We start from the raw sequence: 16,434 nt of genomic DNA on the forward strand, positions 1-16,434 counted from the left end.
TTCGATGGAAGTCAGCAAGACCAAAACCAGCTTCTACCGCCGCCTGTACGTGGCCTGGCTGATCGACAGCCAGGTCGCCACCAGTGTTCCGGCCCTGACGGAGGTCACCGGAATGCCGCGGCGCACGGCCCAGGACACCATCGCGGCCATGGCCGAGCTGGATATCATTTGCGAGTTCGAACAGCAGGACGGCGCCCGCAACCATGCCGGGAACTACCGCATACGTGATTGGGGAGCCATCGACAAACGCTGGATCGCCCAACACCTGGAGCAGATCAAGCAGGTGCTCGGTTACCCGTGATGGCCGCGGCGCATGCCGATGTGCGGGATGTTGTCCTCGAGGTACTCGGTGCCTGTCGCTACAAAGCCATAACCGGCGTAATAGGCTTGCAGGTGAGCCTGGGCCGACAGGTAGACCGGTAGTTCAGGCCAGCGTTTTTCGGCTTGCTTGAGCGCTTGCTCCATCAACGCGTGGCCAAGCCTTTGACCGCGAGCGGCCGCAGCGACCACCACACGGCCGATCACCACGTCACCGCCCTGAGTCTCGGGATCGAGCAAGCGCAAGTAGGCGACCAGCTCGCCATCCTGCCAGCCCATCAGATGGCAGGTATCCCCTTGCAGATCCTGGCCATCGACGTCCTGATAAGGGCAATTCTGTTCAACCACGAATACTTCCGTGCGCAGCTTCAGGATGGCGTAGAGTTGCTCCTTGCCGAGGTCCTCGTGATGTTTGCAGATCCAGTCGATGGACATGATGGTTTCCTTGAATAGATGACGGACCCTTCGATCATAAAGCGAGATCGGGCTGTGTCGCATCGCTGAAATCAATTGAATCCCTTTTTTCTGTGCAACTCCAGGAAACGGTGGAGCAGCCGTGCTAGAGGGGCCGCCGATCGGTGGCTGAAATCGCGGTCGAAAAGTGAAGGCATTTTGCTATTTATGCCGCTGCCCCAATCCGACTTCTTTGTGTAATCTGCATTCGGACGATAGTGCTAACGCTCTAACGATTTGGCCCGTTATAGGATCTTGAGCATGCTGCAATCGCTTCGAGTCTTGGGATTGCTCGGGATGCTACTGATGGCGGGTACGGCCTCGGCCGATCGGCTGCGCCTGGTGGCGGATGCCTGGCCGCCTTTCACCGATGCGACCATGGTCAATGGCGGGCTCGCCACCGACATCGTCAGCACGGCATTGGCTCGCGCCGGCTTTGCCAGCGAGTTCGAACAAGTGCCGTGGGCGCGCGCCATGCTCGGGTTGGGCGAAGGGCGCTACGATGTGCTGGTGAGTGCCTGGTACAGCGAGGAGCGGACCCGATTGGGCCAGTTCTCGTCCGGTTACCTGGTGAACCGGATTCGCCTGCTCAAACGCAAGGACGACGCCGTTGATTACAACGCGCTGGCTGATCTTTATTCGCTGCCCGTTGCCGTAGTGCGCGGCTACGCCTATTCCCCGCCTTTCGACAACGATGAAAAGGTGCTCAAGGTGCCGGTGCACAGCTTCTCGATGGCGGCCAAGATGCTGGCCGCAGGGCGAGTAAAGCTGACCCTGGAAGATGAGTACGTCGCCCGCTATTACCTGGCGCGCGAGACACCGCGCCTGCGCAACCGCCTGGAGTTCCTGCCCAAGCCCCTGAGCGAGAACAGCCTGCATATCCTGGTGAGCCTGAAGCACCCGGAGCACCAACGGATCGTCGCCGGTTTCGACAAGGCCATTGCCGAAATGAAAGCCGATGGTACCTACGAGCGTCTGCTCCAACAGCATGGCATGTGATCAGGCCGGCGCGTCCTTGACCAAATGCGCCGCCAGGGTACGCAACGGCCCCAATTGCCGGCAGATCAAGGCCAATTGGGTTTGCACCAGACGCTGACCTTCATCGACCTCTTCAGGCATCTGCTCGAGCGAGTTGGCCAGCGCCTCTTCGTCATCGCTGTGAATGGCAACCGGCAGCTTGCTCGACAGGCCGGCGGCAATCTCGTCGATACTGCAGGCCAGGCTTTCGCCGACGCCATCGATCAATTGCTCGCGCACCGGCGCAGGCAGCGGCGTTTCCCGGTGTGCGCCCAACCCCGAGAGATAGCTGAGCAGCGTGTGCGAGAGCACCAGGAAGCGAAAGCCCACGTCCGCGTCCTTACGAAAGTGCCCAGGCTCCATCAACATGTTGGCCAGCGTGGTCGAGAGCGCCGCATCGGCATTGTGGGCGTTGCGCCGGGCCAGCCGGTAGGCCAGGTCGTCGCGCTTGCCATGGGCGTACTGCTGCATGATCTGGCGCAGGTAGATGCTGTTGCAGCTGAGGGTCGTGGCCAGCACTTTGTTCAGACTCCGGCCCTGCCAGTCAGGAAGGAACAGCAATACCGCCAGGCCCGCGATCAGGCTGCCAATCAGGGTATCGAACAGGCGTGGCAGGAACAGACCGTAGCCATCGCCGATCTGGTTGAAGCAGAACAGCACCATCAGGGTGATCGCAGCAGTCGCCAGGGTGTAGCGGGTGGTCCGGTGGACGAAGAAGACCACGCCTGCGGCGACGGCGAACATCGACTGGATGATCGCGCTGGGGAACAGGTCGAACAAGGCCCAGCCCACAGTCAGGCCGATGGCTGTACCGATGATCCGTTGCACCAGTTTACGTCGCGTCGCGCCATAGTTGGGCTGGCAGACGAACAGGGTGGTGAGCATGATCCAGTAACCCTGGGTGGGGTGGATCAGGTGCACCATGCCATAGCCGATCGACAATGCCAGGGGCAGGCGCAGGGCATGGCGAAACAGCAACGAGGTCGGGGTCAACTGTTGCCGCAGGCGGCTCCAGACATCCGCCAGGTTACGCGGCGAGCGGTCGAGCAAGCTGCTGTCGGTGGCATCGGCAAGGGTGTCCGGGTTGCTGGCGTCGCTGAGCAGGCGATCGAGGGTGGCCAGGTTGGCAGCCAATGCTCGCAATGAGCGCAGCAGGCTGCGCCAGGCAGGGTTGTTCTGGCTGCGCAGATGCTCCAGAGAGGCATCCAGGTCGCTCAGTGCTTCGGCAAAGCTTGCGTCATAGGTGAAGGGCTGGCGTAGCTGGATCGACTCCGAAAGACGCCGACAGGCCGCCCCTTGCTGGCGCAGCAGGCGTTGGCAGCGAAACAGCACGTCGCTATGAAAGAAAGCCTCGGCCAGCGCGTTGTAGGGGTAATGCGAGGAACTGGCGCGTTCGTGAATGTCCTGGGCCAGGAAGTACAGCTTCAAATACCGGCTGACCTTGGAGCCCGGGCGGCCATCGCCGACCCGGTGCAGAATGATTTCCTTGGCGGCATTGAGCGCGGCGACCACGCGGCCGTTTTGCTGGGCCAGCTCCAGACGCCGGGCTTCCACATCGAGCTGGCGGATCGGTTCGAACAGCGTGGCCTTGAGCTTCAGGTAATAGCCCAGCTCGCGAAACAGGCGCGCCAGGCTTTGCTGTACTGGCTGATTGGAAAACAGCACCTGCCACAGCACCGAGAGCAAGCCGTACCAGGCAGCGCCGGCCACCAACAGCAGTGGTTCATGCCAGACGTCGGTCACTTCGCCGCCGCGCTGGTCCACGCCGATCATGGTGTAGACCGAGAGGATCAGCGTGGCCGAGGCAATTGCGCCATAGCGCTCGCCGAGTGCACCGAGCATGGTCAGGCCAAAACTGGCCAGCGCCAGGGCGCAGACGAAAATGATGGGGTAGGGGAACAGCAATTCGACCGACAGTGCCGCGACGGTGAAACACACCAGGGTCACTGCCAGCGCATTGAGCCGGCCTTGCCAGCTATCGTCGGTTTCGGCCAGGGCGCTGGCGATGATCCCGAGAAACAGCGGGATCAACAATGCCATTTCGTCCTGGAACCAGCACAGCGCCATGCTGCCGGTCAGGGCGATGAAGACCCGTACGCTGTAACTGAACTTGTCCAGCGCCCACAGGCGCCGCATGGAGTGGCGAAACGAAGTCGATGACATTTAGGGGAGCAGGCCTGCAGGGCGATTATCTAAATTGAGCCAGTATCGACGGCAGCGCAATGCAGCCGTTCGTTCGTACCGGCAAAATTTGTTCCGTGATACGCCGATAGTACCTGCGATTCAGACGAACTGCGCTGCTGCGTAAGCGCTGGCCCAGGCCCACTGGAAGTTGAAACCGCCCAGGTGACCACTGACGTCCAGTACTTCACCGATAAAGTACAGGCCCGGGCTTTTCAGCGATTCCATGGTCTTGGAGGAGACTTCGTGGGTATCGACCCCGCCCAGGGTAACCTCCGCCGTACGATAGCCTTCGGTGCCGGCCGGAACCACTTGCCAGCTGGCGAGCTTGCCCGCGACCTCGTTGAGCTCGGCCGGAGTGTATTGCTTCATGGGCTTGGACACGAACCACTGGTCCGCCAGCAGGTTGGCCATCTTCTTGGTAAAGATCTCCCCGAGCAGGGTTTTCAACTCGCTGTTCGGACGTTCGGCCTGTTGCTGTTGCAGCCATTCCAGGGCGTCGTGGTCAGGCAGCAGGTTGATCTCGACGCTGTCGCCCGGTTCCCAGAACGAGGAAATCTGCAGGATCGCCGGGCCGCTGAGGCCGCGATGGGTGAACAGGATGTTTTCGCGAAAACTGGTGCCGTTGCAGCTGACCAGGCTGTCGACCGAGGTCCCGGACAGTTCGGTGCACAGTTCCTTGAGCTGGTCGGTGATGGTGAACGGCACCAGCCCCGCGCGGGTCGGCAAGACACTGTGGCCGAACTGCCGTGCGATCTGATAACCGAAGCCCGTTGCGCCCAGGGTCGGAATCGACAGGCCGCCGGTGGCGATCACCAGCGACTCGCATTGCACCTGGCCAAGGCTGGTTTGCAGCAGGTAGCCGACTTCCAGCTTCTCGATGTGGGTCACCGAGGTGTCCATGCGCAGGTCGACCTGGACTTGCTCGCACTCGGCCAGCAGCAGGCCGAGGATGTCGCTGGATTTGTTGTCGCAGAACAACTGGCCGAGCTTTTTCTCGTGGTAGGGCACGCCGTGCTTGCTCACCAGTTCGATGAAGTCCCACTGGGTGTAGCGCGCCAGGGCAGACTTGCAGAAATGCGGGTTCTGCGAAAGAAAATTGCTCGGCTCGGTGTACATGTTGGTGAAATTGCAACGACCACCGCCGGACATCAGGATTTTCTTGCCGGGCTTGTTCGCATGGTCGATCAGCAGCACCTTGCGCCCACGGCCGGCGGCGGTCAGGGCGCACATCAAGCCTGCGGCGCCAGCGCCAATGATGATTACGTCGGTAGAGCGCAAAGCCATTTCCTCGATTGAAACCTTATCTCGTTCCCACGCTCCGCGTGGGAATGCCGTGTGAGGCGCTCCGCGCCGGGACGCAGGAGCGTCCGGGGATGCATTCCCACGCGGAGCGTGGGAACGAGGAATGCAGTGAGTTAGAGAATCCTCACCCGCAACGAACGCCCCTTGATCTTGCCGCTGTTCAAACGCTGCAGCGCTTGTTTGGCGATCCCGCGCTCGACCGCAACATAGGCCTGGAAGTCGAAAATCGCGATTTTGCCAACCTGGGCACCGGGGATGCCGGCTTCACCGGTCAGGGCGCCGAGGATATCGCCCGGACGAACCTTGTCCTTGCGTCCAGCGCCGATGCACAGGGTGCTCATCGGTGGCAGCAGCGGCGCGCCGCCCTGGGATTTCAGCGAATCGAGCTGTTCCCACTTGAGCGGGGACTTCTGCAGGTCCTCGATGGCCTGGGCGCGATGGCCTTCGGACGGCGCCACCAGGCTGACCGCCAGGCCTTTCTCGCCGGCACGGCCGGTGCGGCCAACGCGGTGCACGTGGATTTCCGAGTCGCGGGCCAGTTCGACGTTGATGACCATGTCCAATGCATCGATATCCAGGCCACGGGCAGCGACGTCGGTAGCTACCAGCACCGAGGTGCTGCGGTTGGCGAACATCGCCAGGACCTGGTCGCGATCGCGCTGTTCCAGGTCACCGTGCAGGGCCACGGCCGAAATGCCCTTGGCGACCAGATGGTCGACCACTTCCTGGCACTGCTGCTTGGTGAAGCAGAACGCCACGCACGACTGCGGACGGAAATGCGCGAGGGTCTTCACCACCGCTTCCATGCGCTGTTCGGGATCGATCTCGTAGAAACGCTGCTCGATCTGGGTGTCGTCATGCAGTGCTTCGGCCTTCACCTGCTGCGGGTTGCGCATGAACTTCGAAGACAGTTGCTTGATGCCCGCCGGGTAGGTGGCCGAGAACAGCAGGGTCTGACGGCGCTCCGGGGTTTGCTCGATGATATCGGCAATGGCATCGTAGAAGCCCATGTCGAGCATGCGGTCGGCTTCATCGAGGATCAGCGTATTGAGGCCGTCGAGCACCAGTGAACCCTTGCGCAGGTGCTGCTGGATGCGACCCGGGGTGCCGACGATGATGTGTGCGCCGTGTTCCAGCGAGCCGATCTGCGGGCCGAGGGACACGCCGCCACACAGGGTCAGGACCTTGATGTTGTCTTCGGCGCGGGCCAGCCGGCGGATTTCCTTGGCCACCTGGTCGGCCAGCTCGCGAGTCGGGCACAGGACCAGTGCCTGGCAGCCGAAAAAGCGCGGGTTGATCGGGTTCAGCAGGCCGATGCCGAAGGCGGCGGTCTTGCCGCTGCCGGTCTTGGCCTGGGCGATCAGGTCCATGCCCTTGAGGATCACCGGCAAGCTCTGCGCCTGGATCGGCGTCATCTGGGCATAACCGAGGGAGTCGAGGTTAGCCAGCATGGCGGCGGACAGCGGCAGAGTATTAAAAGCGGTGGCAATGGTGGTCACGAGACTGGCCTGCAAAACAAAATGTCGCGCAGTGTACCAGCCTCATGGCCTTTAGCCCTAAGCCTCCATCTCCGGTTCCGGACGGACAGCACGCCTTCCGTCTGTCCTGGACAACTGCAGGAAAATCGCCGCGGCCATCATGGACATCACACCAACGGTCAAAAAGGTCAGCTGGAAGGCCTCAAGTGTGGTGCTTACGCCTTCGCTTTCGCCTGCCGCGCTAAAGCCGCCGAGCAGGGCGCCAGCGCAAGCGACGCCGAGGCTCAGGGCCAGTTGTGCGACGACGGAAAGCAGACTGTTGCCGCTGCTGGCGCTGGCATCGTCGAGGTCGATCAGGGTCACCGCGTTCATTGCCGTGAACTGCAGTGAGTTGACCGCTCCCAGTACGGCGAGCTGAAACAGCAACAGGGCATAGGGTGTGTGCTCATCCACCAGGCCCAGGCTTGCCAGCAGCAGCCCCAGCAGCAAGGTGTTGCCGGTCAGCACGATGCGATAGCCGAAGCGTTCGATCAGTGGCCTGGCAACCGACTTGGCAACCATGGCTGCCGCGGCCAGAGGGATCATGCTCATTCCGGCCTGCGACGGTGAATAACCCAACGCGATTTGCAGCAGCAAGGGCACCAGAAACGGCAGGGCACCACTGCCCAGGCGGGCGAACACATTGCCGAGGATGCCCACGGCAAAGCTGCGCGTGCGGAACAACAGTGGCGAAAACAGCGGATTGTCGACCTGCCCTGCCCGCAGCCAATAGGCTGCCAGGCACGCCATGCCGGCAAACAACAGGAGCATGACCCGCAAATGCGGCATGTGCAGCTCGCCGAGCCCTTCCATGGCAATGGTGATCAGGACCATCGCTGCGCCGAACAGAACGAAGCCGAGGCTATCGAAACGGGTGCGCTCGCTGCCACGCAGGTCCGGAATGAACCGCCATACCGCGTAACAGCCCACCAGGCCGACCGGCAGGTTCAGCAGAAAGATCCAGTGCCAGCTCAAATACTCCACCAGCCAGCCACCCATGGTCGGGCCGAGCAGCGGGCCGAGCAGGCCGGGAATGGTGATGAAACCCATGATGCGCACCAGCTCCGAGCGTGGGTAGGCGCGCAGCACCACCAGCCTGCCGACCGGCAGCATAAGGGCACCGCCCAGGCCCTGGATCACCCGCGCCGCTACCAGCATGCTCAGGCTGCTGGACAGTGCGCAGAGCAGTGAGCCGAAGCTGAACAGCAGGATGGCACCGAAGAAGATGCGCTTGGTGCCGAAACGATCGGCGATCCAGCCTGAAGCCGGGATCAGAATGGCCACGGTGAGCATGTAGGCGATGATCACCGACTGCATGCGCAGCGGGTCTTCGGCCAGGTCCCGGGCCATGGCGGGCAGGGCGGTGTTGAGGATGGTGCCATCGAGCGACTGCATGAAAAAGGCAATCGCCACGACCCAGGGTATCCAGCGTGCGGTGATGGCATCGAGGGGCGGGCGGTTGGGCATGTCGGTCCTTGTTTTGTCAGTTATTCCGTGTTGCCTTCATCGTGGGCAAGCCCGCTCCCACAGGGGGTTCTGTGTCCAAAAATGGCCTGCCTGGCACGGGCCTCTGTGGGAGCTGGCTTGCCAGCGATAGCCGCACCTCGGTCTACAGGGTCAACGTCAACCGATTGATCAACGCCCCCGGCAAATGCGTCGAAGACGTCTGCCGTTCGCTGTACGTCCCCGTCGACAGAATCAACTCACGCTCCCGGGTCAACGCCTCCAGGTGCGTACCCAGCAGGCTGTAGACACTGTCATCGAAACGCATGGTACTGACCGGCGCCTGTATCTGGCCATTCTCCACCCAGAAGGTGGCAAAGCGCGTCAGGCCAGTCATTCGCGCGGCCGGCTGATCGGAGTAATTCAGGTACCACAGGTTGCTGATGTACAACCCAGTGCCGAGCTGCTGCAGGACTTCAGCCAGGGGCAGGTCGCCTGCCGTCATGCTCAGGGCGCTGGGCGATTCACCGGCGTCGGCCCCATTGCAGATCAGGCCATATTCGGCGGCGCTGCGCGAGTTGATCAACCGGTCCCGGGCTTTGCCGGCCTGTATCAAGGTCAGGTCCGATCGCGGGTAACCTTCCCCGGAAAACGCCGGGCTGAGTGAGCCACTGACCTGCTCGGCCATCGTCACCAGCGGGCTCAGGTGGGTATCGCCTCCATACAAGCGTTGCAGAGGGCTGTCCTTGTTGGCGATGGACTGCGCGGAAAAGCCGCCCCAACACAGCATGCCGATGATTTCGTCCAGCGCGGCCGGGGCCAGATAAGCTCGATATTGTCCCGGCGCCAGGGTTTTCAAAGGGCGGCCAAGGAACGCCAGTTGCTCGGTGGCACTGTTCAGGCGCTGGGCGAAGGCTTCGTTGCTCCAGTTCTCACCGGCATAGTTGGCCTTGACCGCCTCGCCGTTGGCGTGGAACAGGCTCCAGTCCAGGTTGAAGCTGTTGGCCTGGTGCCAGCCGAACGCGCCCCATGAGCTGGCGTAGCCGCGGCTTATGGGGCCGACGGCATAGATGCCGACCAGATCGAAACCCTGCGCGCCTTGGCGTATCTGCTCAAGGACCTGCGCGCTGTCCGGCAGTGGTTGTTCCTGCACGGCGTGGCTTTGCCAGGCGTCGGTGTTGAGTTGCAGATAAGGGTCCGGGGCAACCAGCGGCAGAATTTCGCGCAGCTGTTGCACAGCCTCGGCCAACCGTTGGTAGTCCACGTCGTATTCGCCGCTGAGGGTCAGATGCAGGTCGGCCTGGTGGCCCTCGCGGATCAACTTCAGGCTGACGCTGGCTTGCTGCACCTGCCCGGCCTGGCGCACCCTGGCATGGTTGAAGCGAATGAACTGCGACGCTTCGGCGTTGTAGCTCAGAGTGAAGTGCTCGGGCTCCTTGACGGCTTCGCGCAGCCAGTCGACCAGCGCTCGGAAGGTGTCGACGCTATTGAGGGCGGCAGGCATCAGGCATCTCCCCCGAATACGTCGATCTGGCTGAAAACACAGGCCGGTGAAGCGTGGCCGACGCGCACCACCTGGTTGGGTTCGCCTTTGCCGCAATTGGGCGTACCGAGAACCTGGAAGGTGCTGGCATCGCCCACCGCGCTGAGGTTGCGCCAGAAGTCTGCGGAAATACCGCGATAGTTCGGATTCTTGACCACGCCCTTGAGTTCTCCGTTCTCGATCAATTGGCCCCATTCGCAGCCGAACTGGAACTTGTTGCGGGCATCGTCGATGGACCAGGAGCGGTTGGTCGACATCAGTACGCCGTGTTCGATGCCAGCGATCAGCTGTGGCAGGCTCTTGTCGCCCGGTTCGATATTGAGGTTGGCCATGCGGTCGATCGGGGCGCGGTTCCAGCCGCAGGCGCGACTGTTGGCAACGCCGTCGAGCCCAGAGCGAAATTGCGAAAGCGCACCACCCAGCGGACGGATCAGCAGGCCTTCGCGGATCAGGAATTGCTTGTGCGCCGCAGTGCCATCGTCGTCGTGGGAGTAGCTGGCCAGTTGTTCGGGGATATCCGGGTCAAAGGTGACATTGAGCAACCTGGAGCCGTACTGCAGGGTGCCGAAGTCGGTGGTTTTGACGAAACTGGTGCCGGCGTAATTGCGTTCATCGCCCAGGATGCGGTCCAGCTCCAGCGGGTGGCCGATGGATTCGTGGATCTGCAGCATCATCTGGTCCGGCATCAGCAGGATGTCTCGCCTGCCCTGAGGTGTATTGGGTGCCAGGAGCAATTGCAGGGCCTGGTCGGCGACCTTGGCCCCTGCGCCGATCAAGCCACAACGGCTGATCACGTCAGCGCCGCCTTGCTGGCCGAAGTTTTCCCGGCCCAGGCTGCGGGTCTGGCTGTCCTGACCGTCATAGGCCGTGACGCTCAGGCCTGGGAATACAAAGCGCTGGGCCTGGCGGTTCTCGGCGCCGGCGGTGTTCAGGTAGATCTGCTCGACAGTGCTCACCCCGAGGCTGACTTGCCAGTTCACCAGGCGTTCGTCATGGGGCACGGCGGCCGACTCCCGGCCCAGCAGTTCATAGCAATCGCCCAGAGACGGGAAGGGTTGTTCGAGGTTGGGCGAACAGTAATCGGCACGGCCCTGGGCCACTGGCTGGTTACGCAGGTCGAGCAGCGCATGGGCGCTTATCCGTTCGGCCAGATCTTCGGCCTGCTGCAAGGCCAGTTGCAGGCCTTGCTGCGAGAGGTCGCCGGTGGCGGCATAGGCTTCGACACCGTTCAGGCGCACCGTCAGCATTGCCCCTTCGTCACGGCTCAGGCTCGGTGGCTCGGCAACGTTCTTGCGCACGGACAGGTGCTGGCTGGACTGGCGAACATGGCGCAGCGAGAAGAACTCGGCGCGGCTGCGCAGGGCGGCGAAGCGCTGCTTCAGCAGGGTGGTGGTTTCGAACATGCGAACCTCCTTGTGAATGGCGGCGCCCGAAAGCAAACAACCTAAATCGGGCAACCTTTACTACGCAAAATCGCATCAAACCGATCCGGATCCAGCGTCCCGGCCTCGATGGCCGCCAAGGTCGCCTTCTCCCGTGCCAGCAGATCATGGCAACGCACCAGCAGCTCCGGCAATTCGGAGCGTGCAGCCGAAACGACACCATCACCGTCACCGATCATCAGATCCCCCGGCATCACCAGCATCCCCGCGCAGGAGATCGGCACGTTGATCTCGCCACCACCATCGGTACTCGGGCCGCGGTGCACGCCGTCGAGGGCATAGGCGGGCAGTTCGCCCGTTCGCCATTCGTCCAGATCACGCAGGGCGCCGTTGATCACCACGCCGACAATCCCGGCCTTGAGCGCCATGGCACGCATGATCCCGCCGAACACGGCGCGGGTCAGGTCGCCGCTGCCGTCGATGACCAGCACATCGCCAGGGCGGGCCATTTGCATGGCCTTGAGGATCATCAAGTTGTCACCGGGGCGAACCCGTACCGTCAGGGCGCTGCCGAGCATCGGTGCGCAGCCGTGGAAGGGCTTGAGGCCAAGACCGCCGACATTGCGGCCCAGGCAATCGCTGACGGCAGCGGCGGGGATCTGGCTGAATTCCTTCAGCCACTTGGGGTCGAGGGGTTCGGCGTTGGGGTTTATCAGATAGCCGGTGGGCCATTTGCTTGAAGAAACGACATCAAACATGAGATTGCCTCAAAGCCAGCGAGCGCCAGCGTGTCGGATGGGGGGGGAAGGTCTAGCTTAGGCTTGTGATGAGGGAGGGGGCAAGTGTGGACACTCGTTCCCACGCTCCGCGTGGGAATGCATCCGGCGATGCTCCGCGTCGCGCTGGCGACGCTGGAGCGTCTGTGTCGGCATTCCCACGCAGAGCGTGGGAACGAGGGGGTAAAATTACTGTGAAACTTGTTTCACATCACGCTGCGCCTTGCCTTTGACTGGCGCGCCATTGGCAACGTAGTACTTGGCGGTGCTGCGCGGCAGGGGCTTGCGGCCACGGATCTTGTCGGCGATTTTCTCGGCCATCATGATCGTTGGCGCGTTGAGGTTGCCTGTCGGGATTAGTGGCATGATCGAGGCATCGACCACTCGCAGGCCCTGCATGCCATGCACGCGGCCCTGGCTGTCGACCACCGCCATTTCATCGGTGCCCATCTTGCACGAGCAGGACGGATGGAAGGCGGTTTCGGCGTGTTCACGGATGAACTTGTCCAGTTGCTCGTCCGTCTGCACTTCGATACCCGGGCTGATCTCGCGACCGCGGTAGGCGTCCAGTGCCGGCTGGGCCATGATTTCGCGGGTCAGGCGGATGCCGTCGCGGAATTCCTGCCAGTCCTGCTCGGTTGCCATGTAGTTGAACAGAATGCTCGGGTGCTGGCGCGGGTCCTTGGACTTGACGCGGATGCGACCGCGGCTCGGCGAACGCATGGAGCCCATGTGTGCCTGGAAGCCGTGTTCCTGTACGCCATTGCTGCCGTTGTAGTTAATCGCAACGGGCAGGAAGTGGTACTGGATGTTCGGCCATTCGAACTCCGGACGGGTACGGATGAAGCCGCCGGCTTCGAACTGGTTGCTCGCGCCGATGCCCTTGCCGAGGAACAGCCACTCGGCACCGATGGCCGGCTGGTTGCGCAGCAGCAGTGAAGGGTACAGCGACACGGGCTGGGTGCAAGCGTACTGCAGGTACAGCTCAAGGTGGTCCTGCAGGTTTTCGCCGACGCCCGGCAGGTCGTGAACCACCGGAATGTCGAGCTCTTTGAGCAGTTTGGCCGGGCCGACGCCCGAGCGCTGCAGCAGTTGCGGAGAGGCAATGGCGCCGCTGCAGACGATGACTTCCTTGCGCGCACGGGCCTCGACGCGTTCTTCGCTGGCACCGACCAGGTAGGTCACGCCGATGGCGCGCTTGCCGTTGAACAGGACACGATCGGTCAGGGCGTGGGTGACGATGGTCAGGGTTTCGCGTTGCTTGGCCTGGTCCAGGTAGCCGCGAGCGGTGCTGGAGCGACGGCCTTTGGGCGTCACGGTACGGTCCATCGGGCCGAAACCTTCCTGCTGGTAGCCGTTCAGGTCTTCGGTACGCGGGTAGCCGGCCTGTACGCCGGCTTCGACCATGGCGTGGAATAGTGGGTTGTTGCCGGCCTTGGGCGTGGTCACGCTGACCGGGCCTTCGCCGCCGTGGTAGTCGTTCGGGCCGATGTCGCGGGTTTCCGCCTTGCGGAAGTACGGCAGGCAGTCCAGGTAGGTCCAGTCTTCCAGGCCTGGCAGTTTCGCCCAGCCGTCGTAGTCCATGGCGTTGCCACGGATGTAGCACATGCCGTTGATCAGCGAGGAGCCGCCCAGGCCCTTGCCGCGGCCGCATTCCATCCGGCGGTTGTCCATGTACGGTTCCGGGTCGGTCTCGTAGGCCCAGTTGTAGCGACGACCCTGCAGCGGGAATGCCAGCGCAGCGGGCATTTGGGTACGGAAGTCGAGGCGGTAGTCGGGGCCGCCGGCTTCGAGCAGCAGAACGGTGACGCCCGGGTCTTCGGTCAGACGGGTCGCCAGGGTGTTACCGGCAGAGCCGGCACCCACGATGATGTAGTCGAATTCTTGGGACATTGAATGCACCCTCTTTGAATGTGGTCAGGGGGCCGTTTTGCGAGTGCTTTGCACTCGATCGCTGGCAAGCCAGCTCCCACATGGGCAGCGCATACCGCTGTGGGAGCGGGCTTGCCCGCGATGACGGCTTCGCGGGCGAAAGAGGGCTTTCTTAGAAAACCGAACCGTAGTTGCCCAGCTCGACCTGTACCGATTTGATGCGAGTGTACTGAGCCAGCGAGCTGATGCCGTTTTCACGGCCGACACCGGACTGCTTGTAGCCGCCGACCGGCATTTCTGCCGGCGACTCGCCCCAGGCGTTGATCCAGCAGATACCGGCTTCCAGTTGATGGATGACGCGGTGAGCGCGGGTCAGGTCGTTGGTGACGATACCGGCGGCCAGGCCGAATTCGGTGTCGTTGGCGCGACGGATGACTTCTTCCTCGCTGTCGTAGCTGAGGATGCTCATTACCGGGCCGAAGATTTCTTCGCGCACGATGGTCATGTCATCGGTGCAATCGGTGAAGACGGTCGGTGCGACGAAGGCGCCCTTGGCGAATTCACCTTCGGTCACACGCTCGCCGCCGCACAGTACGCGTGCGCCTTCTTCCTTGCCCTTGGCGATGTAACCCAGCACGTTTTCCATGTGGGCGAAGCTGACCAGTGGGCCGAAGTTGGTGTTCTCGTCCTGCGGATTGCCGATGCGGATGCGTGCAACACGCTCGGCGATCTTGGCTTCCAGTGCGGCCTTGAGTGCGGTCGGCACGAATACACGGGTACCGTTGGTGCAGACCTGACCGGAGCTGTAGAAGTTGGCCATCATGGCGATGTCGGCAGCGCGATCCAGGTCCGCGTCTTCGAAGATGATCAGTGGCGACTTGCCGCCCAGTTCCATGGTGACTTCCTTGAGCGAAGAGCTCGAGGCGCTGGCCATGACCTTCTTGCCGGTGTCGGTGCCGCCGGTGAAGGAGATTTTCTCGATGCGCGGGTGCTCGGTCAGCCAGGTGCCGACTTCGCGGCCGCTGCCGGTCAGGACGTTGAACACGCCATCGGGCAGGCCGGCTTCGGTGTAGATCTCGGCCAGTTTCAGGGTGGTCAGCGAGGTGACTTCACTTGGCTTGAAGATCATTGCGTTGCCAGCGGCCAGGGCCGGGGCGGATTTCCACAGGGCGATCTGGATCGGGTAGTTCCAGGCGCCGATACCGACAGTCACGCCCAGCGGCTCGCGGCGGGTGTAGACGAACGAAGTGGTGCGCAGCGGGATCTGCTCGCCTTCGATGGCCGGTACCAGGCCTGCATAGTATTCCAGCACGTCGGCGCCGGTGACGATGTCGACGTAGCGGGTTTCGGAGTAGGACTTGCCGGTGTCCAGGGTTTCCAGCATGGCCAGTTCGTCATTGCGCTCGCGCAGGATTTCCACGGCGCGGCGCAGGATGCGCGAGCGCTGCATGGCGGTCATTGCGGCCCAGACTTTCTGGCCTTTTTCGGCGCTGACGACAGCGCGCTCGACGTCTTCTTTCGACGCACGTTGCACCTGTGCAAGAACTTCGCCGTTGGCCGGGTTGATGGCTTCAAATGTGGCGTCGCTGGACGCGTCCACGTAACCACCATCGATGTAGAGTTTTTGCAGTTCGAAACGGGCCATAGTGTCCTCGCAAGTGCATTGTGGTTGGCGGTTACCGCCGCATCGATGCCTCTGTCTGTTGGGCGACCTTTGCGCGCGGCTGTTCAGGGGCGTGGCTCTGTATGCCTGGGCTCGCCTGTTTTGCCAGTTGTAGATCCATGTATTCGTAAGCGATTTGCAGGGCCTGGTCGACGTCGAAAGCATCTCCCGACAGCGCACCGCGCAACCACAAACCATCAATCAACGCCGCCAGGCCACGCGCCGCGCTGCGTGCTTCGTGCAACGGCAGGGCACGGCGGAACTCGCAGCACAGGTTGGAATACAAGCGGTGATCGTTGATCCGCTGCAACCGGTGCAGTGACGGCTGGTGCATGCTGGCGGCCCAGAAGGCCAGCCAGGTTTTCATTGCCGGGCCATTGACCTGGCTCGCGTCGAAGTTGCCTTCGATGATGACCTGCAGGTGAGCCCGCGGGCTGTCATCTCCGAGCGCCAGTCGGCGCGCTACGACGTTTTCACTCAAAGCACTCATCAGGTAACGCATGGTCGCTGCGATCAGGCCGTTCTTGTCCTGAAAGTAGTGACTGATGATGCCGTTCGACACGCCGGCGAGTCGGGCGATCAGTGCAATGCTTGCATCCCCCATTCCGACCTGGTCGATGGCCATCAACGTGGCTTCGATCAATTGCTGGCGGCGTATGGGCTGCATACCGACCTTGGGCATTTGTAAATCTCCTCAGGCCTGCGACCAGTCGTCGCAATGACGACCCGGCGAAAGCCAGTCTATTTTGTTTTGATTGAACGTTCAATCAACAAAGAATAAGCTCTGCGACAAATTGTGCCATTGACATGCTTTTCGGCGCGTCGAGCTGGCACAAATTGGCACCTGGATACGTGCGAAACCCAGTGTTTGCTGGGATCGCGATTGTTCGAGGTGCTTTTATATCACTCGTAGCTGTGTGGCTATTGCACCATTTGCTCGGGTGATGCGTTTGATTGTGTCTTT

Annotated in this window: 13 protein-coding genes; 2 read left to right on the plus strand and 11 right to left on the minus strand. The window is 62.1% G+C overall.

Features of this window, described 5'->3' with window-relative positions; genetic code table 11:
- Positions 1 to 4: 4 nt before the first annotated feature.
- Positions 5 to 301 (plus strand): winged helix-turn-helix domain-containing protein, encoded by a 297-nt coding sequence (locus tag F2S13_RS13260; protein WP_166361437.1) that lies wholly within the window; start codon positions 5 to 7, stop codon positions 299 to 301.
- On the opposite strand, the gene F2S13_RS13265 is transcribed toward F2S13_RS13260, so the two are convergent.
- Positions 292 to 753, minus strand: coding sequence for a GNAT family N-acetyltransferase (locus F2S13_RS13265; RefSeq protein ID WP_166361439.1), 462 nt, complete (start codon positions 751 to 753; stop codon positions 292 to 294). The genes F2S13_RS13260 and F2S13_RS13265 overlap by 10 nt on opposite strands.
- A 279-nt stretch (positions 754 to 1,032) precedes the next feature.
- Here F2S13_RS13265 and F2S13_RS13270 point away from each other — a divergent pair, with 279 nt between their 5' ends.
- Positions 1,033 to 1,770 (plus strand): substrate-binding periplasmic protein, encoded by a 738-nt coding sequence (locus tag F2S13_RS13270; RefSeq protein WP_166361441.1) that lies wholly within the window; start codon positions 1,033 to 1,035, stop codon positions 1,768 to 1,770.
- Here the strand turns inward: F2S13_RS13270 and yccS are convergent, their stop codons facing one another.
- From yccS to betI, 10 genes are all read right to left on the minus strand, one after another.
- Entirely contained in the window at positions 1,771 to 3,951 is a 2,181-nt protein-coding gene (yccS, locus tag F2S13_RS13275; RefSeq protein WP_166361443.1) for a YccS family putative transporter, read from the minus strand.
- Between the two features lie 120 nt (positions 3,952 to 4,071).
- Positions 4,072 to 5,250 (minus strand): BaiN/RdsA family NAD(P)/FAD-dependent oxidoreductase, encoded by a 1,179-nt coding sequence (locus F2S13_RS13280; protein ID WP_166361445.1) that lies wholly within the window; start codon positions 5,248 to 5,250, stop codon positions 4,072 to 4,074.
- Between the two features lie 137 nt (positions 5,251 to 5,387).
- Entirely contained in the window at positions 5,388 to 6,725 is a 1,338-nt protein-coding gene (gene dbpA, locus F2S13_RS13285) for an ATP-dependent RNA helicase DbpA (protein ID WP_246237887.1), read from the minus strand.
- 105 nt (positions 6,726 to 6,830) lie between these two features.
- On the minus strand, positions 6,831 to 8,258 hold the full coding sequence (gene mdtD / locus F2S13_RS13290; RefSeq protein ID WP_166361449.1) for a multidrug transporter subunit MdtD: 1,428 nt from the start codon (positions 8,256 to 8,258) through the stop codon (positions 6,831 to 6,833).
- 142 nt (positions 8,259 to 8,400) lie between these two features.
- Positions 8,401 to 9,738, minus strand: coding sequence for a TldD/PmbA family protein (locus F2S13_RS13295; protein ID WP_166361451.1), 1,338 nt, complete (start codon positions 9,736 to 9,738; stop codon positions 8,401 to 8,403).
- Entirely contained in the window at positions 9,738 to 11,180 is a 1,443-nt protein-coding gene (locus F2S13_RS13300) for a TldD/PmbA family protein (RefSeq protein WP_166361453.1), read from the minus strand. Before F2S13_RS13300 ends, F2S13_RS13295 begins: the two co-directional genes overlap by 1 nt.
- A 41-nt stretch (positions 11,181 to 11,221) precedes the next feature.
- Entirely contained in the window at positions 11,222 to 11,917 is a 696-nt protein-coding gene (locus F2S13_RS13305) for an RraA family protein (protein WP_166361455.1), read from the minus strand.
- A gap of 207 nt (positions 11,918 to 12,124) precedes the next feature.
- On the minus strand, positions 12,125 to 13,828 hold the full coding sequence (betA, locus tag F2S13_RS13310; RefSeq protein ID WP_166361457.1) for a choline dehydrogenase: 1,704 nt from the start codon (positions 13,826 to 13,828) through the stop codon (positions 12,125 to 12,127).
- A 151-nt stretch (positions 13,829 to 13,979) separates the two neighbouring features.
- A complete protein-coding gene (gene betB / locus F2S13_RS13315) occupies positions 13,980 to 15,452 on the minus strand; it encodes a betaine-aldehyde dehydrogenase (RefSeq protein ID WP_166361459.1) in 1,473 nt (490 codons plus the stop codon).
- Between the two features lie 31 nt (positions 15,453 to 15,483).
- Positions 15,484 to 16,152 (minus strand): transcriptional regulator BetI, encoded by a 669-nt coding sequence (betI, locus tag F2S13_RS13320; protein WP_166361461.1) that lies wholly within the window; start codon positions 16,150 to 16,152, stop codon positions 15,484 to 15,486.
- Positions 16,153 to 16,434: the final 282 nt, after the last annotated feature.

This window comes from Pseudomonas akapageensis, assembly GCF_011355085.1.
Classification (GTDB): domain Bacteria; phylum Pseudomonadota; class Gammaproteobacteria; order Pseudomonadales; family Pseudomonadaceae; genus Aquipseudomonas; species Aquipseudomonas akapageensis.